The organism is Kitasatospora sp. NPDC038210, from assembly GCF_055600605.1.
This window is the reverse complement of record NZ_JBVJYK010000002.1, coordinates 455,085-474,259: the sequence shown is the minus strand read 5'-3', so window position 1 is coordinate 474,259 and position 19,175 is coordinate 455,085. Positions and strand designations below refer to the sequence as shown.

The following is a 19,175-nucleotide window of genomic DNA, read 5'->3' as shown; positions in this document are numbered from 1 at the left end:
AGTGGGCCGCGTCACAGGGGTTCACTGGGCGACACGCCGCCGGACACCCGGCGGGCGACGACTTGAGGAGACACCCGCATGGAGTTCCTTCGGCCCGCCACCTGGGACGAGGCACTCGCGGCGAAGGCTGAGTACCCGACCGCACTGCCCATCTCGGGCGGGACGGACGTCATGGTCGAGATGAACTTCGACGTGCACCGGCCATCCGCGATTCTCGACCTGAACCGCATCACCGAGCTCACCGAATGGTCCAACGACGGCAGCGTCGTCAAGCTCGGCGCCTCGGTCCCCTACACCCGGATCATCGACGAGCTGTCCGGGCCGCTGCCCGGCCTCGCCCTGGCGGCCCACACCGTCGGCTCGCCGCAGATCCGGAACCGCGGCGGCGTCGGCGGCAACCTCGGCGGCGCCTCGCCGGCCGGTGACGCGCACCCCGCGCTGCTGGCGGCCGGACGGGACGTGTTCGTCGAGGCGGCCTCGGTGCGCGGCACCCGGATGATCCCGATCGACGAGTTCTACGTCGGCGTGAAGCGCAACAGCCTGGAGGCCGACGAGCTGATCCGGGCGGTGCACATCCCGGTGGCGGACGGCCCGCAGCAGTTCTCGAAGATCGGCACCCGCAACGCGATGGTGATCGCGGTCTGCGCCTTCGGCTTCGCCCTCCACCCCAGGAACGGCACCGTCGGCACCGGTATCGGTTCGGCTGCCCCCACGCCGCGCCGCGCCGTCGAGGCCGAGGAGTACCTGCAGGGCGTGCTCGCCGAGCGCGGGCTCTGGGAGTCCGGCGAGCTGCTGGGCGCCGAGGTGATCCAGCGGTTCGGCGAGCTGGTGAAGGACGCGGCCTCGCCGATCGACGACGTCCGGGGCACCGCCGACTACCGGCGCCACTCCCTGGCCGTGATGGCCCGCCGCACCCTCACCTGGTGTTGGAACGACTACGGCAAGCAGATCAGGAGCGCGGCATGAGGGTCACTTTCACCGCCAACGGCAAGCCCGTCGAGGCCGACGACGTGTGGGAGGGCGAGAGCCTGCTCTACGTGCTGCGCGAGCGGGTCGGCCTGCCGGGCTCGAAGAACGCCTGCGAGCAGGGCGAGTGCGGCTCCTGCACGGTCTACCTGGACGGCGTCCCGGTCTGCTCCTGCCTGGTCGCGGCCGGCCAGGTGCAGGACCGCGAGGTCCGCACGGTCGAGGGGCTGAGCGAGGAGAACGGCGAACTGGGTCTGGTCCAGCAGGCGTTCATCGACGCCGGCGCCGTCCAGTGCGGCTTCTGCACCCCCGGCCTGCTGGTGCAGACCGACGCCCTGCTGGAGCACGACGCCCAGCCGAGCGACAACGACATCCGCGAGGCGCTGTCCGGCAACCTGTGCCGCTGCACCGGCTACGAGAAGATCATGGACGCGGTGCGGCTCGCCTCGGCCCGCAAGTGCGCCGGGAAGGGTTCGGCATGACCACCAGGACCATCCAGGGCCAGAAGAACCTGCAGAACATCAACCAGGCGTCCAAGGACGGCATCGGCGGCTCGCCGCTGCGCCCGGACGGCAATCTGAAGGTCAAGGGCGAGTTCGCCTACTCCTCGGACATGTGGCACGAGGACATGCTGTGGGGCATGGCGCTGCGCTCGCCGCACCCCCGCGCCAACATCCTCTCGGTGGACATCTCCGAGGCGCTCAAGGTGCCCGGCGTGTACGCGGTGCTGACCCACGAGGACATCCCCGGCTCGAAGTACTACGGGCTGGAGATCCAGGACCAGCCGGCCCTGGCGATCGACAAGATCCGGTACCACGGCGAGGCGATCGCGCTGGTCGCCGCCGACCACCCGGAGACGGCCCGCCGCGCGGTGAAGAAGATCGCGGTCGAGTACGAGGTGCTCACCCCGATCGTCACCGAGGAGCAGTGCCTCGACCCGGAGACGCACGGCTACGTCCACGAGCCGCACGAGTACAAGTCGCACGCTTACGGCAACATCTGCCACGAGCAGCGGCTGGTCTCCGGCGGCGGCGTGACCGACGAGGTACGGGCCCTGGCGGACGTCATCGTCAGCGGCGACTACGAGGTCGGCATGCAGGACCAGGCCTTCCTCGGGCCGGAGTCCGGCCTGGCGGTGCCCGCCGAGGACGGCGGCATCGACCTCTACATCGCCACCCAGTGGCTGCACGTGGACCGCGAGCAGATGGCCCCGGTGCTGGACCTGCCCGAGGAGAAGGTCCGGCTCACCCTGGCCGGCGTCGGCGGCGCCTTCGGCGGCCGCGAGGACATCTCGATGCAGATCCACGCCTGCCTGCTGGCCCAGCACACCGGCAAGCCGGTCAAGATCGTCTACTCCCGGGACGAGTCCTTCTACGGCCACGTGCACCGCCACCCGGCGAGGATGCACTACGAGCACGGCGCGACCCGCGACGGCAAGCTGGTCTTCGCCGACTGCCGGATCGTGCTGGACGGCGGCGCCTACGCCTCCGCCTCGCCGGCCGTGGTCGGCAACGCGGCCTCGCTCGGACACGGCCCGTACGTCATCCCGAACGTCCGGATGCACGCCATCGCGCTCTACAGCAACAACCCGTCCTGCGGGGCGATGCGCGGCTTCGGCGCCGTCCAGGCCGCGTTCGGCTACGAGTCGCAGATGGACAAGCTGGCGGCCGAACTGGGCATGGACCCGGTGGAGTTGCGGCAGCTGAACGCGATGTCGGAGGGCGACTTCATGCCCACCGGCCAGCAGATCGACTCACCCGCGCCGGTGGCCGAACTGCTGCGCCGGGCCAAGGAGATGCCGCTGCCGCCGCCGCTGGACACCGAGCACCTGGACGTCCGCGCGCTGCCCGGCGCGCTGTCCAACACCTCGCACGGCGAGGGGATCGTGCGCGGCGTGGGCTACTCGGTCGGCATCAAGAACGTCGGCTTCTCCGAGGGCTTCGACGACTACTCCACGGCCCGGGTGCGGCTGGAGGTCATCGGCGGCGAGCCGGTCGCGATGGTGCACACCGCGATGGCCGAGGTCGGCCAGGGCGGCGTCACCGTGCACGCCCAGATCGCCCGCACCGAGCTGGGCGTCGAGCAGGTCACCATCCACCCGGCCAACACCGAGGTGGGATCGGCCGGTTCGACCTCGGCCTCGCGCCAGACGTACATGACCGGCGGTGCGGTGAAGCTGGCCGCCGAGGCGGTCCGGCGGGAGCTGATCGACAAGGGCCGACGGCGCTACGGCTGGAGCCACAAGGACATCGTGCTGGCCGGCGGCAAGGTCGTCTCGGAGAGCGCCGGCGTCCTGGTCTCCATGGTGGACCTGCTCGGCGACGAGGCCATCGACCTCACCCGCGAGCACCACCACCGGCCCACCCAGCCCTTCGACAAGGAGACCGGCCAGGGCTTCGGCCACGTCCAGTACACCTTCTGCGCCAACCGCGCCGTGGTGGACGTGGACGTGGAGCTGGGCCTGGTCAAGGTGGTCGAGCTCACCGCCGTCCAGGACGTCGGCAAGGCGCTCAACCCGCTCTCCGTGGTCGGCCAGATCCAGGGCGGCTGCACCCAGGCGCTCGGCCTCGCGGTGATGGAGGAGATCATCGTGCGGGACGGCAAGGTCCGCAACGCCTCCTTCACCGACTACCTGATCCCCACCATCCTGGACACCCCGCCGATCCCGGTGGACGTCCTCGAACTTCCCGACCCCCACGCGCCGTACGGGCTGCGCGGGGTGGGTGAGGCGCCGACCGTCTCGGCGACGCCGTCCATCGTGGCCGCCATCCGCAACGCCACCGGTCTGGCGCTCAACCGGATCCCGGTCCGCCCGGAGCACCTGACCACCGAACAGCCCGGCTGATCCCGGCAGTTCACGCTTCCCCGGGGCGGCGACCGTCTTCCCCGCCGCCCCGGGGGCACCACCCCCCACCCGCTGCCCTGCCCACGCCGGGGTCAGCAGCGGTGCGCACCACCCTCCAAGCACCGCCGGCACTCCCCCTCATTTCGAGTGCCCCCCAGTGAGTCGATGCGTCCCCCTACGCCGCTTCGTTGACCGGCAGTCAGGTCGGCTCGCCCACCCCAACCCCCTTTGACACTTGGGAGTGGACATGACCAGGATCCCCACGGAGCCCGGCACCACCGAAGACAGACCCGCCGGGGGCGACACCCACCCGTCGTCCCCGGCCCCCCGCCCGTCGAGCGCACTGGACGCCTACTTCAAGATCTCGGCCCGGGGCTCGACGCTCGCCAACGAACTCCGCGGTGGTCTCACCACCTTCATGGCGATGGCGTACATCATCCTGCTCAACCCGCTCATCCTGAGCGGCGCGGACGTCACCGGCGTCAAGCTGGACCACGCCGCACTGACCACCGCCACCGCGCTGGCGGCGGCCGTCACCACCATCCTGATGGGCGTGGTCGGCAACGTGCCGCTCGCCCTCGCCGCCGGCCTCTCGGTCTCCGGCGCGGTCTCCGCGCTGGTCGTGCCCCACACCACCTGGGCGCAGGCCATGGGCCTGTGCGTGATCTACGGCCTGCTGATCGTGCTGCTGGTGGTCTCCGGACTGCGCGAGAAGATCATGAACGGCATCCCGCTGCCGCTCAAGCACGCCATCACCATCGGCATCGGCCTGTTCGTCACCGTGATCGGCCTCTACAAGGCCGGGTTCATGCACACCGGCGGCCCCACCCCGCTGTCCCTCGGCCCGACCGGTGAACTCGCCGGCTGGCCGGTCCTGGTCTTCTGCGTCACGCTGCTGTCGATCTTCGTCCTGATGGCCCGCGGCGTCCGCGGCGCGATCCTGATCGGCATCGCCGGCGGCACCGTGCTCGCGGTGATCGTCAACAAGGCCGCCCACGTACCCGCCACCGCCTGGAAGAACTCCGTACCGGTGTGGCCCGGCAGCCCGGTCTCCGCGCCCGACTTCAGCCTGTTCGGCCACGTCGACCTGTTCGGCGCCTTCGGCGCCCGGGGCATGGGCGCGATCAGCGCCTCGGTCGCGGTGTTCACCCTGGTGCTGGCCGGCTTCTTCGACGCGATGGCCACCATCATCGGCGTCGGCACCGAGGCCGGACTGGCCGACAAGCAGGGCCGGATGCCCGGTCTGTCCAAGGCACTGTTCATCGACGGCGCCGGCGGCGCGGTCGGCGGCCTGGCGGGCGCCTCCGGCCAGACCGTCTTCGTCGAGTCCGCGACCGGCGTCGGCGACGGCGCCCGCACCGGCCTCGCGTCCACCGTCACCGGCGGGCTGTTCGCGCTGATGCTGTTCTTCTCGCCGATCGCCGGCATCGTCCCGGTCGAGGTGGCCTCCGCCGCCCTGGTCGTGATCGGCTCGATGATGATGAGCCAGGCCCGGCACATCGACTGGTCCGACCGCGAGGTGGCCATCCCGGCCTTCCTCACCTGCGCACTGATGCCGTTCACGTACAGCATCACGGCGGGCGTCGCGGCCGGCGTCATCTCGTACACGGTGATCAAGGCCGGGGTCGGGCGCTGGCGCGAGCCCGGGGCACTGATGTGGATCCTCACCGGGGTGTTCGTGCTGTACTTCGCGCTCACGCCGATCAAGTCCTGGCTCGGCGTGCACTAACCGGCCCCGCCGGCCCCGTTTCGCGGCCGGCCCCGCCGGTTCCGTGAGCGCCACCGGCCCCTCGCAACACCGCCGCCGTACGGGATCGTTTCCCGTACGGCGGCGTCCACCGCTACTGTCGAACCGTGTAAGGAGCCTCCGCCATGCAGGACATCGCCGAGCAGCTGCAGGCCTGGCACGCGGCCGGGCGTGCGTTCGCCGTGGCCACCGTGGTCGGCGTCTCCGGCAGCGCACCGCGCGATCCCGGGGCGGCGCTGGCCGTGGACGCGGACGGCGAGGCGATCGGCAGCGTCTCCGGCGGCTGCGTCGAGGGCGCGGTGTACGAGCTGTGCCAGGCCGCGATCGAGAGCGGCGAGCCGGTGCTGGAACGCTTCGGCTTCAGCGACGCGGACGCCTTCGCGGTCGGCCTGACCTGCGGCGGAGTCCTGGACGTGTTCGTCCAGCCGGTCGTGCCGGGGGCCGACGCCGGACTGGACGCGGGGATCGCCCACATCGCCGCCGGGACACCGGTCGCGCTGGTGCGCGTGATCGCCGGACCGGCCGTGCTGCTCGGCGCCACCCTCGCGGTCACCGCCGACGGCCTCTCCGGGGCGCTGTCCGTCGGGCCGTCCACCGTCGGCGGGCTGGAGCGGGCGATCGTCGCGCAGGCCCGGGCGATGCTGGAGGCCGGACGCACCGGCCGGCTCGTCCTCGGCCTGGACGGGCGCCCCTGCGACGAGCACGAGCTGGGCACCGTCACCTGCTTCGTCGAGTCCTACGTGCCCCCGCCGCGGATGCTGGTGTTCGGGGCGATCGACTTCGCGGCCGCGGTGGTGCGGATCGGCAAGTTCCTCGGCTACCACGTCACCGTCTGCGACGCCCGGCCCGTCTTCGCCACCACCCGCCGCTTCCCGGAGGCCGACGAGGTCGTCGTCGACTGGCCGCACCGGTACCTGGACTCCCAGCTCGGCCGGATCGACGGACGCACCGTGCTCTGCGTGCTCACCCACGACGCCAAGTTCGACATCCCGCTGCTCGAACGCGCCCTGCGGCTGCCGGTCGGCTACGTCGGCGCGATGGGCTCGCGCCGCACCCACCGGGACCGCGAGGCGAAGCTGCGCGAGGTCGGGCTCACCGAGGCCGAACTGGCCCGGCTGCGCTCCCCCATCGGCCTCGACCTGGGCTCGCGCACCCCCGAGGAGACGGCGGTCTCGGTCGCCGCCGAGATCATCGCCCGCCGGCGCGGCGGCAGCTGCCTGCCGCTGAGCGCCGGCGACGGACCGATCCACCACGACACGGCCCGGGCGGCGGCGGACGACGACGCCCGCACCGGTGCGGAGGAGGCGCGGCCGCGGCGGACCCACGCCGCCTGAGCGTCACGTTGCGTGCCCACCGGGGCGGCGGGACGCTGGAGTTGCGGACTCGGCCCGAGCCCGGGAAGGAGCAGCGACCATGCGCGCCCTGCTGGAAGTCATCCTCGACACCGAAACCTCCAACAAGCTCATCGCCGACGGCTCGGTCGGCCCGGTCGTGGAACAGGCCATGAGCCAACTCAAACCGGAGGCGGCGTACTTCTTCGCCCGCAACGGGCGCCGGGCCATGCTGTTCGTCCTGGACATCCCGGACGAGGCCTCGGTGGTGACCACCTGCGAACCGTTCTGGCTGCAGCTCAAGGCCGACGTCCAGCTGCACATCTGCATGAACGCCGACGACCTGAGCGAAGGACTGTCCCGGCTGGGCCGCCCGTCCTCCTGATCAGTCGCCCAGCGCCAGCTTCACGCCGAAGCCCACCACGACCGCACCGGTCACCCGGTCCATCAGCCTGCGCGTGGCCGGCCGGCGCAGCCAGCCCCGAAGCACCCGGGCGAAACCCACCAGCACCGTCGACCAGAGCACGCCCTCCACGACGTGGACGCAGGTCAGCGCCACGCCGGCGGCGAAGTGCGGGGCCCCGGCGGGGATGAACTGCGGGAGCACGGCCACGTAGAAGACCCCGACCTTGGGGTTCAGCAGGTTGGTGAGCGTGCCCCGCCGCCAGCCGTGCCCGAACCCGCCCTCCGTCGGCTCGTCCTCGGCCGCCACCCGGGCGCCCCGGTCGCGCAGCATCCCGATGCCCATCCACACCAGGTACGCGGCGCCCGCCCAGCGCAGGACGTCGTACGCCAGCTGCGAGGCGGTCAGCAGCGCCGTCACCCCCGCCGAGGTCAGCGTCCCCCAGATCAGCGTCCCGGTCTGGATCCCGAGCACGACCCCCCAAGCCTGCCGCCGCCGCCCCAGCGCGGACGTCCGCAGGACCAGCGCGGTGTCGATCCCGGGCGTCAGCGTGAGCAGCCCCACGACGAGGGCGAAGGACCACAGCGCGGTTGTCATCTCCATGGCCCCGGATGCTCTCACAGGACCCGGACGGGGCCTCGGGCGGCGTCAGTCCGCCGACCCGGGCGGAACGACCCATCGGGTCGGCTGACCGGTGACGGCAGCGATCATGTCGTAGTCGCCGTCGTAGTGGAGCACGGTGACACCGTGTCGTTCGGCGGTCGCCGCGATGACGAGGTCCGGCACGGACAGCGCCCGCCAGTTGCCCTCGGACGTCAGGAGCGCCTGCACCTCGATGGCCCGGTCCCACACCTCGTCGGGTGTGGGCAGCCGGTCGAAGCCCAGCAGGCCCTCCCGGATCCGGTCGGCGTCGGCCTTGGACCGGGCGCTGTGCATGATCTCAAGCTCGACGGCACCGCAGATCGCGAGCCGCCCCTCACGGAACAACCGGTCGACCAGAGCTCGGACCGGCGGCTTGGAGTGGCGGGCGAAGACCGACTCGTCGACGAGGAAGCGCTCACTCACCCGTGTCCACCGGCCCGGTCAGATCCGGCAGCCCACCCTCGGCGAGCCAGTCGAGGAACTCCTGGCCTTTGCGGCGCTTCACTGCGTCCTCAAGGGCGGCGTTGACAGTGGCGACCTTGGTCGTCGTACCGAAGATCTCGGCAGCCTCGGCGAGCAGTTCGTCGTTGACGTCGATCACGGTACGGGTCATAGCCGACCTCCCGGAACGGAGCGGGATCTGAGATATCAAATTCGAGCGTAGCTGATATCACAGGCCCCGCTGGTCCGTTCCGGTGAGAGTCACCCGGTCAGGTGACGTTGAGGCGGGCGGCGAGGCGCAGCAGGCCGGGGCTGAGACGGGAGAGGAAGCGGGCCGCCTTGGCCTCGGGGGTGACGGGGACGACGGGCCTGCCGGTGCGGACGGCGGCGAGGACGGCGGTGGCGACCTTCTCCGGGGGGAAGCCGCGGCGGGCGTAGAGCTTGGCGGCACGGGCCTGCTTGGCGGCCTGTTCGGCGGCGGTGGTGGCGGAGAAGGTCGAGGTGCGGGTGATGTTGGTGTTGACGATGCCGGGGCAGATGGTGGAGACGCCGATGCCGTGGTCGACGAACTCGGCGCGCAGGCAGTCGGAGAGCATGAACACCGCGGCCTTGCTGGTGGCGTAGGCGGTGAGCGCCTTGGAGGGCAGGTAGGCGGCGGCCGAGGAGACGTTGACGATGTGGCCGCCCTGGCCGCGGTCGGCCATCAGGGTGCCGAACGCGCGGCAGCCGTGGATCACGCCCCAGAGGTTGACGTCCAGGACGCGCTGCCACTCCTTCTCGGTGGTCTGCAGGAAGGTCCCGGAGTGACCGATTCCCGCGTTGTTGACCACCACGTCGGGCACCCCGTGCTCGGCGGCGACGGTCTGCGCGAAGGCGTCCACCGCCGCACCGTCGGAGACGTCCACCCGGTAGGCGTGCGCCGCGGGGCCGATCAGCGAGGCGAGTTCGGCGGTGCGCTCGGCGGACGCGAGGTCCAGGTCGCAGACCACCACCCGGGCACCCTCCTCGGCGAAGGCCAGCGCGGTGGCCCGGCCGATGCCGCTGCCGCCGCCGGTGACGACCACCAGCCGGCCGTCGTCCAGGGCCGGTCGCTCCCCCGCGGCCTCGCCGGCGCGGCCGGCCTCCGTACGGGCGGTGAACTCGCGGACCATTCCGGCCACGGTGGCTCCCTTCTCCAGCAGCGCCGACCAGTGGCCGGCGTGCAGCGTCCTGCGGGTGAGGTCGGGCACCCAGCGCTCCAGGCCCTCGGAGAGGTAGGTACCGACGTAGCGGTCCCGGGTGAGGGTGATCAGCTGGACCGGCACGAGGGTCGGCCGCTCGCGCGGACTTCCCATGGTGGGGCGGAAGTTGGCCCGGTACAGCTCGATGCCGCGCACCGCGTCGCGGCGCAGACTGCGCTGCGGGTGGTCGGCGCGCGGGGTGACGCGCTCCAGGTCGCGCAGCACCCGCGGCCAGGCCCGGGCGAGGCCGAGGCGCCAGACGCCGGGGGCCAGGTAGGGCAGGTGGAAGGCGGTGATGTACCAGGAGCGCAGGCCCTGGTGGAGCAGTTGCCGCAGGTGGCGCGGGGTGGGGCGGCGCAGCCGGTGGCGCAGCCAGTACCCCATGTGGTCCAGGCTGGGGCCGGACATGGTGGTGTACGACGCGATCCGGTGCTCGGCGCCCGGCGCGGTGACGGCTTCCCAGGACTGTATCGAGCCCCAGTCGTGGGCGACCAGGTGGACCGGGCGGTCCGGACTGACCGCGTCGGCGACGGCGAACAGGTCATCGGCCAGCCGCTCCAGGCGGTAGCCGTCACGGTCCGCGGGGACGCCGGACTCGCCGGCGCCGCGGACGTCGTAGCGGACCACGTGGTGGTCGCGGGCGAGGTCGGCGGCGATGTCGTCCCAGACGGCGTGGGTGTCGGGATAGCCGTGGACGAGGAGGACGGTGGGGGCGGCCGGGTCGCCCTGCTCGAAGACGGCGAGCGGCAGGCCGCCGGAGTGGACGGTCCGGCGGCGGGTCGGGGTCGTCATCGGGTGGCCTCCAGGGTGCTCGGCTCGGCGGTCGTTGCGGCGGGCGCGGGCGCGGCGGATCCGGGCCCGGCGGGCGCGGGCGTCGCGGTGGTCGCGGTCGCGGTCGCGGTCGAGGTCCAGCGGCGGACGTGCGGCAGGTCGTCGTCCAGCCAGTAGGCGTCGTCCTCGGTGACCACCAGCAGCTCCTCGAACTTGATGCCCACACCGCGGAAGCCGATGTGCGGCTCGACCGCCCACAGGCCGGGGGTGGGCGCGTGCCGGGACGCCCGCCCGTCCGCCCAGAGCGGTGAACGGCCGTGCAGGCGCTCGGAGATGAGCTCACGACCGAGGGTCTGCAGGGTGCGCACACCGAAGCCGAAGACGTTCACCCCGGCCGGGCCGCGGGCCACGGTCCGGGTGACCTGGTGGCCGATCACCCGCCCCGGGTAGACCTGGTGACGGTTGTCGTAGCCGTGCGCGGCCAGCTGCGCGTCCACCGCCGCGTACACCTCGTCGAGGGGCTTGCGGGCCCGCACCTCGGCGAGGATCAGCTCGCGGTAGACCCGCAGGTCGGCGGCGAGCCGGTCCCAGACCCGGTTCTCGCCGACCTTGCCGCCGTAGCCGATGTCGGCGGTGTAGCCGTCCACGACCGGCGCGCAGTCCAGGACGTACGGCATGCCCTCCTCCAGGCGGCGGTTGCCGGCGAAGAACTGCAGCGGGGTGTGGAAGTGCCGGAACGCCGTGCGGTCCCCGAACCAGGCGAACGGGACGTGGAAGAAGTCCTGCACCCCGGCGGCGACCAGACGGCGGCGCAGCTCGGCGGTGGCCTGCCGCTCGGTGACGCCGGGTTCGATCCAGGCGGCGACCTGTTCGGCGCAGTGGTAGGCGAGCTGCTGGGTCTCGCGGAAGCGGGCGAGGTCGCGCTCGGTGTAGCGGAAGGCGGGGGTCGCTTTCGCCATGGCGGGGCTGCTCCTTCTAGAGGTCGAGCACGAGGGTCTCACCCTCGGCGGCCCGGGAGACACAGGGCAACAGGGCACCGGCGGCGCGCTGCTCGGGGGTGAGGCGGCGGTCCCGGTGGTCGGGAGAGCCGGCCAGCAGGCGGACCTCGCAGGTGCCGCAGAAGCCCTGGTGGCACGAGTACGGGAGGTCCGGGCGGGCCTCGCGCAGCACGTCCAGGGCGGACCGGTCGGCGGGCACGTCGAGGGTCGGGCCAGCCGTGCCGAGGCGGACGGCGAAGGGCTCGCCGTCGGTGATCGGAGCGGCGCCGAAGCGCTCGAAGTGCAGCGCACCGCTCGGCCCGTCGGCCCCCTCCGGGCCGCCGTCCAGGGCCCGCTGCACGGCGGCGAGCATCGGGGCCGGGCCGCAGCAGTAGACGGCGGCGCCGCGCGGGGCGTGGGCCAGCAGCTCGGCGCCGGTGGGGACGCCGCCGTGCTCGTCGTCGGTGCGCAGGACCACCCGGCGCGGATCGAGGGCGCGCAGCTCGTCCGCGTACGGGAGGGTGTCGGCACTGCGGCCGACGTGCACCAGGCGCCAGTCCAGGCCGTGGAGCTGCGCCTCGCGGGCCATCGGGAGCAGCGGGGTGATGCCGATGCCGCCGGCCAGCAGGAGGACGGCGGGTTCGGCGCAGAAGGCGAAGCCGTTGCGCGGGCGGCGGGCGGCGAGGCGGGCGCCGGGGTGCAGGGCGTCGTGGATCTCGACGGACCCGCCACCGCCCCCGGGCAGCCGCCGGACGGCGATGCGGTAGGCGGTGCGGTCGGCCGGGTCACCGGTGAGGGAGTAGTGGCGCTCGCGGCCGGAGGGCAGGGCGAGGCGCAGGTGGGCACCGGGCTGCCAGGCCGGCAGCGGGCCGCCGGAGGGGTCGGCGAGCTGCAACTCGACGACGTCGGCGGCCAGTTCGCGGCGCGCGGTGACGACCAGCTGCAGCTGCGGGGTGGGGCGGCTGAACGGGCGGCGGGGGTTGCGGCGCAGCAGGGGGCCGCCAAGGGCCGGGGAGTAGCGGTCACCGAAGGCGGTGAGCCAGCGCATGAACGCGTCGGCGCGCGGGCGGCCGTAGAGGTCGGGGGGCGGGGTGAGCAGGTCCATCCGGCGGGGTTCCTTGGCGTCGGGAGAGGCGTCGGGCGGGGCGTCGGGCGGGGCGTCGGGCGCGGGGCAGGTGACGGCTGACAGATGACAGATGACAGATGACAGATGACAGATGACAGATGACGTTCTCTGAAATCTGTTCGCTGTCATCCGTTCGCTGAACCCTGTCGGCCGTCAGCCGCGCGCGGCGGCCGCGCGGGCGGCCGGCGAGGTGGCGAGGTAGCCCAGCGCCTGGCTGGAGGACCCCTCCTGGGTCGGGTGGTAGCCCGGCCGCAGGTACCGCAGCCCGGAGCGGATCGACCCGATCGGGTCCGGCAGCAAGCCGCGCTTGGCGATCCGCCCGGCCTCGCGCCAGCTGGGCTTGAGCCGCCCGGCCAGGGTCGGGTCGGCCGCGAGCAGGAAGCGGGCGCCGCGCACCCAGAGGTGGACCAGCAGCGGCCCGGACACCGCCATCCCGCGGATCCGCCGGAAGTAGCCCGGGTCCAGGTGGACCATCAGGTCGTAGGCGACGCTACGGTGCTCGACTTCCTCGGCGCCGTGCCAGCGCAGCAGGTCGAGCATCGTCGGGTCGGCCTTGGCCCGGTCCAGGCCCGGGGAGTTGAGGGCCCAGTTGCCGAGGAACGCGGTGAAGTGCTCGATGGCCGCGATGAACGCGACCCGCTCGATGATGTTCTCCCGCCGCCGCGCCGGCGCCAGCCCCGGCTTGTCGCCCAGGACCCGCTGGAACAGCCAGGAGACCTGCCGGACGTACGGACGAGGGTCCAGCCCCTGGCCGAGCAGGTGGTCCAGGACTTCCTGGTGCGCCTCGGCGTGGATGGCCTCCTGCCCGATGAACCCGAGGACCTCCTCGCGCAGTTGGTCGTCCCGGATGAGCGGCAGCGCCTCCTTGAACACCTTGACGAACCAGCGCTCGCCCTCGGGCAGCAGCAGGTGCAGCACGTTGATGACGTGGGTGGCCATCGGCTCGTCCGGGATCCAGTGCAGTGGCAGCTGGGCCCAGTCGAAGCGGACGTCCCGGGGCTCCAGGACGAGGCTGTCGTGCACGCGTGCGGCGGGGGCGGCGAGGGCGGGGACGGGGGTGGATCGGGGCATGGCAGGCCCTCCTGACCTGGGAGCGGCGGCTCGGCTCAGGGAAACGTACTCGCGGGTAGCGGCCGGGACAAGGGTTTCGGCGACCCTTATCGACATCGAGTCTAATAAGTGATGTGCACCGCTGGACGCTCCCGGAAACATCCCGGGAACCACACGGGGAACCGTGCGACGGACCCCGCGGCGGACCCCGGCGAAAACGCGCGGCGAAAACGCGCGGGCCCCGCCGGACACGACACGTCCGGCGGGGCCCTGCGGGCGGACGGCTCAGACCGCCATCGCCAGCATCAGCGGCGCCGCCCGGGCCGCCAGCAGTTCGGCGGCGGCCTTCAGCTTGTGGATGTTGTCCGCCGACATGGAGGTGGCCAGGCAGCCGACCGTGCTGCCCGCCGTGATCGGCACGGCGGCGCACACCGTGCCCAGCGCGTACTCCTGGATGTCCAGCACCGGTACGGTGGCCGGCTGCCGCTCCAGACGGTGCATCAACTGGTCGGCGTCGGTGACCGTTCGGGAGGTGAGCCGGGCGACCGGGTGCCGGGAGAGGTGGTCGCGCCGGGCGTCCGAGTCCAGCTGGCTGAGCAGGCACTTGCCGATCGCACTGGCGTGCGCCGTGGCCCGGAAGTCCACCCACTCCTGGACCGCCGGGGCGTAGTCGGCCGCCGAGACCGCCTCCACCGACAACTCGCCGTCGTGGTAACGGCTGAAGTACACCGCGGCGCCCAACTCGTCCCGGAGTTCGGCCAGTTTGCGGTTCAGTCGGGCATTGACCAGCTGCTCGCGGTTGTTCTGCCCGAGCAGGGCGAAGGTGCCGCCGAGCACCCAACCGCCGTCCTGGCACTGGAGGTAGCCTTCGATCTCCAGGATCTCCGCGAGCCGCCGTACGGTCGGCAGCCCGAGCGAGGTCTCCCGCGCGAGGCCCACCAGGGTGGCGCCGTCGGGGTGGCGGTCGACCGCCTCCAGCAGTCTGAGGGCGTGCTGCAGGGAGGTGAACGGGCCGGTCAGGCCCTGGTCCAGCGCGGCGTGACGACCCGGGGCTGGTGTCGACATGTCGTCCCCTTCCGATGTCCCCCCACGGAGCGACCGCGGGCACGCACCAGCCTATCGACCCGGCGGGCCCGACGACTGCCGTCCGTGAATATCCGTGAACATTCCGTGGAGCAACCTCCGGTCGACCTGGGGAAACGCACCCCGGAGGTCACGGTTCGGCGGTTACGGCCCGGTAGCAACAACCGGCAGTGACGACCCGGCACCGGCCCGGAGCGAGCCGCCCGGGGCCGAACGCCGCGGCGGGCCCCTCCCCCACTGCCCAGGGGGGAGGGGCCCGCCGTGCGGCCACCGGGTGCGGGCCCGGTGACCGGGGAGGGTGGTCGGTCGGCAGCGGCCGTCAGCCCTCGTCGCCCGCGCGCAGCTTGGCGACGGCGGCGGCCAGGCGGGCGCCGTACTCCTCGTCCGCGGCGTGGAAGTGGGCGAGGTTCTTCTCGACGATGTCGTCGCGGGTCACCTGCGCCAGGAAACCGGCGATGTTGTCGATCAGGCGGGTCTTCTCCCCGGCCGACATCAGCCGGTAGAGCTCACCGGCCTGGAAGAAGTCGTCGTCCTTGCTGTGGGCCGGCGTGGTGTAGGTGCCGGTGTGGCCGTCGACCTTGACCGGCGCGGCGAGCGCGGCGTCGGTCTGGGCCGGGCCGTCGTACGAGTTGGGCTCGTAGTTCTTGCCGCGGCCCGCCGTGTTGGCGGCCATGAGGCCGTCCCGCCCGTAGTTGGCGGCCTCGGTGGCGCGCGGGGCGTTCACCGGCAGCTGGGTGTGGTTGACGCCGAGGCGGTAGCGCTGGGCGTCGGCGTAGGCGAACAGCCGGCCCTGGAGCATCTTGTCCGGGGACGGGCCGATGCCGGGCACGAAGTTGTTCGGCGAGAACGCCGACTGCTCGACCTCGGCGAAGACGTTCTCCGGGTTCCTGTTGAGCACCAGGCGGCCAACCTTGACCAGCGGGTAGTCGGCGTGCGGCCACACCTTGGTCAGGTCGAACGGGTTGAAGCGGTAGTCCGCGGCCTCGGCGACCGGCATCAGCTGGACGTAGAGGGTCCAGGACGGGAACACCCCGCGCTCGATGGCCTGGTGGAGGTCGCGCTGGTGCGAGTCGGCGTCGGCGCCGAGCACCTCGGCGGCCTGGTCGCCGTCCAGGGAGCGGACACCCTGGTTGGTCTTGAAGTGGTACTTCACCCAGTAGGCGTCGCCCTCGGCGTTGACCCACTGGTAGGTGTGCGAGCCGTAGCCGTTCATGTGGCGGTACGAGGCCGGGATGCCGCGGTCGCCGAACAGCCAGGTGATCTGGTGGGTCGACGCGGGCGAGTGGGCCCAGAAGTCCCAGACGTTGTCCGCCTCCTGCACGCCGGTGTACGGGTCGCGCTTCTGCGAGTGGATGAAGTCGGGGAACTTGATCGGGTCCTTGATGAAGAACACCGGGGTGTTGTTGCCGACGAGGTCGTAGTTGCCGTCCTCGGTGTAGAACTTCAGCGCGAAGCCGCGCGGGTCGCGCACCGCGTCGCTGGCGCCCAGGTTGCCGGCCACGGTGGAGAAACGCAGGAAGACCTCGGTGCGCTTGCCGACCTCGGAGAGGAAGCCCGCCCGGGTGTACCGCGAAACCTCGTCGGTGACCTCGAAGTAGCCGTAGGCGCCGGAGCCGCGGGCGTGCACGACGCGCTCCGGGATGCGCTCCCGGTTGAACCGGGCCAGCTTCTCCAGCAGCTGCTGGTCCTGGATCAGCAGCGGGCCGTACTCGCCGGCCGAGGCCGAGTTCTGGTTGTCGGCGATCGGGGCGCCGGACTCCGTGGTCAGGATCTTGGACATGGAGGGTCCTTCAGGTGTCGATAAGGGCGGTGCGTGGAGAGTGGGCTGACGATCCGTCGGGCTGTCGCCCCGGCCGGGGGTTCAGGCCCCGAGCAGTCGCCAGGCGGCCGCGCGGCGGCGGGAGGAGTGCTCGCCGTCGGGACCGTCGGTCGGGCGGAGCGCCGCGACGGCGGCGCCGACGGCGGCCGGGTCCGCCAGCGGGCGGGCTGCGGTCAGCGCGGCGGCTTCGTCGGCGGTCAGCCCGGCCTCGGTGAGGGCGGTGGCGGCCTCGTCGGCCGGGACGGCGTTGAACCAGCGCAGCGCGAGGGCCGCGCGGCCGGCCTCGGTGAGGCGGCCGGTGAGCCGGAGGCGGGCGAGGCCGCCGTCCGGGTAGACGTTGATGCGCACGTGGGTCACCGGGCGGCCGGTGTCGAGCCGGAAGCGGTGCCGGGTGTCGGGCTGGAGCCGGGTGCGCGGCAACAGCTCGAACCACTCGCCGTCGGCCGGGTCGGCCCCGGTCGAGGCGTCGAAGCCGATCAGGTCGGCCCAGCCGGGGGCGTTGGCGACGAAGTGGGACGTGTCCACCTCGGCGGCCAGGACCTCGCCGCCCCCGGCCAGGGCGATCTGCACCCAGTCGTTGGCCTTGTCGCGCCGACGCCGGGTCTCCCAACCGTCGCCCATGACGGAGGCGCGGCCGGGAGCGTTCAGGTTGTGCGGGGAGGAGAAGTAACGGTCGGACGCCGCCTCGGCCACGCCGCCGTACTCCTGGGCGGCCAGGTCGAAGGTGAGGCCGTCCAGCTCGCGCGGATCGGGCAGCACCTCGCCGTGCACGCGCAGCCGGGCGACGCCGCCGTCCGGGAAGATGTTCAGCCGTACGTGGGTGTAGCGGGCGTCGTCCTCGACGGCGAACTCGTGCGCGGTGTTCCCGCGCAGCGGGGTGCGCGGCACGATCGTGGTCCACCGGGCGGCCTGCAGCTCCTCCGGCGAGGGGTGGCCGGGGACGGACACGGCCTCGACCGAGCCGGATTCCGGGTAGTTGCCGGTGAAGTGGGCGGTGTCCACGATCACGCCGCGGATCGCACCGGCGACGCCGAGCCGGACGATCGCCCAGTCGTGGTCCTGGTCGGTGGGGTGCGGCTGCTCGGCGGAGACGCCGCGGCGGCGCTTGGACTCCCAGCCGTCCATGATCTGGCCCTTGTGGCCGAAGGTGTGCGGGCGGAACTCGGCCGGCTTGGCGACCAGCAGGTTCTCGGCGTCCGCGAAGGTGTCCTCGTTGGTGGCGACGACGCCCGCGCCGAGCAGTCGGGAGGCCAGGTCGACCAGCTCGGTGAACGGAGTGCTCGGGGTGTCGGCAGTGGTCACTGACTCTCCTTCAGGAGCGATCGGACGGGGTGGCGGTGGGCGCGGCGGTGCGGTCGTTGACAGGAGCGGCGGCCGGGGCCGCGGGCCGGGCGAGCTGCCGGCCGAAGGGGCGGGCCGCGGTGTCCACCTCGCGGCCGCGCAGCCAGGTGGTGCGCACCGCGCCGGTGAGGGTCCGGCCCGCGTACGGGGTCACCGGGTTTCGGTGGTGCAACCCGCTCGCCCGGACGGCGAACTCGCCGTCGGGGTCGAAGGCGACCAGGTCGGCGTCGTGGCCGGGTGCGATGGCGCCCTTGGTGCCGGTGAGGCCGGCCAGTTCGGCCGGTCCGGCGGACATCCAGCGCACGACGTCGGACAGGGTGTGACCGCGGCGGCGGGCCTCGGTCCAGACGGCCGGCAGGCCGAGTTGCAGCGAGGCGATGCCGCCCCAGGCGGCCGCGAAGTCCCCGCTGCCGCCGTACTCGGGCAGCAGCTTGAGGTCGGGGGTGGACGGCGAGTGGTCGGAGACGACGGCGATGAACTCGCCGTTCGCCAGGGCCTCCCAGAGGGCGTCCCGGTTGGACTCGTCGCGGATCGGCGGGCAGCACTTGAAGGCGGTGTCGCCGTCGGGCACCTGCTCGGCCGCGAGGGTCAGGTAGTGCGGGCAGGTCTCGGCGGTCACCCGGACGCCGTCCCCGCGCGCCCGGCGCAGCAGGGGCAGCACGGCGGCGGAGGAGACGTGCAGGATGTGCACCCGGGCGCCGGTGCGCCGGGCGGTGTCGAGCAGGTGGGCGACGGCCGCGGTCTCGGCGTCGGCGGGGCGGGAGGCCAGGAAGTCCCGGTAGTGGACGCCGGGTTGCTGCGGGGCGGCGGCGAGGACGGTCGGGTCCTCGGCGTGGATGATCGCCAGCGCCCCGATCCGGGCCTGCTCGGCCAGCGCGGCCTCCAGGTCGGCGGCCTCGACGTGCGGGAACTCGTCCACCCCGGAGGGGGCGAGGAAGCTCTTGAAGCCGAACACGCCCTCGCGGTGCAGGGGTTCGAGGTCGGCGACGTTGCCGGGGACGGCCCCGCCCCAGAAGCCCAGGTCGACCCAGGCCTGGCCCTCGGCGGTCTTCCGCTTGACCGTCAGTCCCTCCACCGTGGTGGTGGGCGGGATCGAGTTGAGCGGCATGTCGATGATCGTGGTGACGCCGCCGGCCGCCGCGGCCCGGGTGGCGGTGGCGAAGCCCTCCCACTCGGTGCGGCCGGGCTCGTTGACGTGCACGTGGGTGTCGACCAGGCCGGGCAGCAGGGCGGTGTCGCCGAGGTCGGCGAGCTCGCGGTCGCCGGCCGGGAGCGAGCCGTGCGCGGCGACCTGCTCGATCTTCCCGTCCCGGATCAGCACGTCCGCGGGGCGCTCGCCGTCGGGCAGGACCGCCCGTCGGGAGCGGATCACCGTCGGCTGACTGAAAGGCATGGGAGACCTCCGGGACCAAG

The 19,175-nt window shown here is 72.7% G+C and carries 16 protein-coding genes and 1 pseudogene; 6 read left to right on the top strand and 11 right to left on the bottom strand.

The window, feature by feature from the left end; all coding sequences use genetic code 11:
- Nucleotides 1-78: 78 nt before the first annotated feature.
- The 6 genes from ACZ7KX_RS05615 to ACZ7KX_RS05590 all read left to right on the top strand — a co-directional run bounded on the left by ACZ7KX_RS05615 (nucleotide 79) and on the right by ACZ7KX_RS05590 (nucleotide 7,274).
- The gene (locus ACZ7KX_RS05615) at nucleotides 79-966 is read left to right on the top strand and encodes an FAD binding domain-containing protein (RefSeq protein WP_470325434.1); all 888 of its coding nucleotides are present in this window, start codon (nucleotides 79-81) and stop codon (nucleotides 964-966) included.
- Nucleotides 963-1,448, top strand: coding sequence for a (2Fe-2S)-binding protein (locus tag ACZ7KX_RS05610; RefSeq protein WP_350525513.1), 486 nt, complete (start codon nucleotides 963-965; stop codon nucleotides 1,446-1,448). Before ACZ7KX_RS05615 ends, ACZ7KX_RS05610 begins: the two co-directional genes overlap by 4 nt.
- Complete coding sequence (pucD, locus tag ACZ7KX_RS05605) at nucleotides 1,445-3,811, top strand: xanthine dehydrogenase subunit D (protein ID WP_470325433.1); 2,367 nt, start codon at nucleotides 1,445-1,447, stop codon at nucleotides 3,809-3,811. The genes ACZ7KX_RS05610 and pucD overlap by 4 nt, the downstream gene beginning before the upstream one ends.
- A 247-nt stretch (nucleotides 3,812-4,058) precedes the next feature.
- Nucleotides 4,059-5,540, top strand: a complete 1,482-nt coding sequence (locus ACZ7KX_RS05600; protein ID WP_470325432.1) for an NCS2 family permease — start codon at nucleotides 4,059-4,061, stop codon at nucleotides 5,538-5,540.
- A gap of 143 nt (nucleotides 5,541-5,683) precedes the next feature.
- Complete coding sequence (locus ACZ7KX_RS05595) at nucleotides 5,684-6,892, top strand: XdhC family protein (RefSeq protein ID WP_470325431.1); 1,209 nt, start codon at nucleotides 5,684-5,686, stop codon at nucleotides 6,890-6,892.
- 79 nt (nucleotides 6,893-6,971) lie between these two features.
- Nucleotides 6,972-7,274, top strand: coding sequence for a hypothetical protein (locus ACZ7KX_RS05590; RefSeq protein ID WP_470325430.1), 303 nt, complete (start codon nucleotides 6,972-6,974; stop codon nucleotides 7,272-7,274).
- Here ACZ7KX_RS05590 and ACZ7KX_RS05585 read toward each other — a convergent pair whose 3' ends face one another.
- From ACZ7KX_RS05585 to allB, 11 genes and pseudogenes are all read right to left on the bottom strand, one after another.
- Nucleotides 7,275-7,895: a LysE family translocator gene (locus tag ACZ7KX_RS05585; RefSeq protein ID WP_470325429.1), complete on the bottom strand. Its 621-nt coding sequence runs from the start codon at nucleotides 7,893-7,895 to the stop codon at nucleotides 7,275-7,277.
- A gap of 45 nt (nucleotides 7,896-7,940) precedes the next feature.
- Entirely contained in the window at nucleotides 7,941-8,357 is a 417-nt protein-coding gene (locus ACZ7KX_RS05580; RefSeq protein ID WP_470325428.1) for a PIN domain-containing protein, read from the bottom strand.
- Nucleotides 8,350-8,547, bottom strand: a complete 198-nt coding sequence (locus ACZ7KX_RS05575; RefSeq protein ID WP_470325427.1) for a type II toxin-antitoxin system VapB family antitoxin — start codon at nucleotides 8,545-8,547, stop codon at nucleotides 8,350-8,352. The genes ACZ7KX_RS05580 and ACZ7KX_RS05575 overlap by 8 nt, the downstream gene beginning before the upstream one ends.
- A 97-nt stretch (nucleotides 8,548-8,644) precedes the next feature.
- Nucleotides 8,645-10,387 (bottom strand): SDR family oxidoreductase, encoded by a 1,743-nt coding sequence (locus tag ACZ7KX_RS05570; RefSeq protein WP_470325426.1) that lies wholly within the window; start codon nucleotides 10,385-10,387, stop codon nucleotides 8,645-8,647.
- Nucleotides 10,384-11,325: a M24 family metallopeptidase gene (locus tag ACZ7KX_RS05565; RefSeq protein ID WP_470325425.1), complete on the bottom strand. Its 942-nt coding sequence runs from the start codon at nucleotides 11,323-11,325 to the stop codon at nucleotides 10,384-10,386. The genes ACZ7KX_RS05570 and ACZ7KX_RS05565 overlap by 4 nt, the downstream gene beginning before the upstream one ends.
- 16 nt (nucleotides 11,326-11,341) lie before the next feature.
- Nucleotides 11,342-12,448, bottom strand: a complete 1,107-nt coding sequence (locus ACZ7KX_RS05560; RefSeq protein WP_470325424.1) for a PDR/VanB family oxidoreductase — start codon at nucleotides 12,446-12,448, stop codon at nucleotides 11,342-11,344.
- 174 nt (nucleotides 12,449-12,622) lie between these two features.
- Nucleotides 12,623-13,540 carry a metal-dependent hydrolase gene (locus ACZ7KX_RS05555; protein ID WP_470325423.1) on the bottom strand — a complete coding sequence of 306 codons (918 nt, stop codon included), beginning with the start codon at nucleotides 13,538-13,540 and terminating at the stop codon, nucleotides 12,623-12,625.
- A 264-nt stretch (nucleotides 13,541-13,804) separates the two neighbouring features.
- Nucleotides 13,805-14,584 carry an IclR family transcriptional regulator gene (locus tag ACZ7KX_RS05550; protein WP_350525503.1) on the bottom strand — a complete coding sequence of 260 codons (780 nt, stop codon included), beginning with the start codon at nucleotides 14,582-14,584 and terminating at the stop codon, nucleotides 13,805-13,807.
- Between the two features lie 337 nt (nucleotides 14,585-14,921).
- On the bottom strand, nucleotides 14,922-16,382 hold the full coding sequence (locus tag ACZ7KX_RS05545) for a catalase (RefSeq protein WP_470325422.1): 1,461 nt from the start codon (nucleotides 16,380-16,382) through the stop codon (nucleotides 14,922-14,924).
- Between the two features lie 294 nt (nucleotides 16,383-16,676).
- Nucleotides 16,677-17,786 (bottom strand): annotated as a pseudogene (gene alc, locus ACZ7KX_RS05540) (allantoicase); the annotation flags it as partial.
- Nucleotides 17,734-19,155: an allantoinase AllB gene (allB, locus tag ACZ7KX_RS05535; RefSeq protein WP_470325421.1), complete on the bottom strand. Its 1,422-nt coding sequence runs from the start codon at nucleotides 19,153-19,155 to the stop codon at nucleotides 17,734-17,736. The gene allB and the pseudogene alc, both read right to left, overlap by 53 nt.
- Nucleotides 19,156-19,175 lie beyond the last annotated feature (20 nt).